The following is a 738-nucleotide window of genomic DNA, read 5'->3' on the forward strand; positions in this document are numbered from 1 at the left end:
GAATAATATATAATTTTAAAGAAACCATTTATAAATATAGTATGGTTTCTTTAATAAAATAAATTAATTAAGAAGAATACGTTAATAAGAATCTCTCAATTTCTTCAATCATATCCTCAACGTTTTCCTTATTAAATTTTTCATAATCACCATGAGCTGCATTGTTTCTAATATCAGCTAAAGCTGTAATTTTTTTCTGTTGGAGCGTATTATAAACACCTGCTTTTGCTAAATCATCATTTAATCGCGTAAGTTTTTTCTTTTCTAAATCAATACCGTTGTTTTGGCATAGTTCTTTTATTGCTGTTTCTAAAACTACACCTGCAATTACCGCAGCAGCATTTTTATATCCACTATCAAGTAATGTTTTAGCTTGATCAAGTTCACTGTCAAAAACCTCGGCTTGTACTATTTGTTTAAATGAAGTTAAAAAACCATTCTTTAAATCATCATAAGCAGCCAACACCACAGGAAGTGAACTTCTTAATTTTGAGGGTGAATTCAGACCATTGTCTTTTTCACGTAAAAAAACTTGATAATGAACTGAATTTTCCCCACAGGAAATTTTTAACAAGTTTTCAGTTTTAACTTTCCATGCTAAATATAATTCATTAGTAACATCATCAAAATATTCTCTAGTCGTGGTTCTACCAGTTTTCGTCATTGTTATTGACTGCTTCTGGGTTGTTATTTGCCTAGCTTCACTAATTAATTGTTCAAAACGATTAAGTATTTTGG

The 738-nt window shown here is 29.5% G+C and carries 1 protein-coding gene; it reads right to left on the minus strand.

Going from position 1 to position 738, the window contains the following annotated elements:
* Window positions 1-67: 67 nt before the first annotated feature.
* A partial coding sequence (locus HUN22_RS17455; RefSeq protein ID WP_174732021.1) for a HEPN domain-containing protein occupies window positions 68-738 on the minus strand: 671 nt, incomplete at its 5' end.

The organism is Acinetobacter lactucae, from assembly GCF_013344765.1.
GTDB lineage: Bacteria > Pseudomonadota > Gammaproteobacteria > Pseudomonadales > Moraxellaceae > Acinetobacter > Acinetobacter lactucae_A.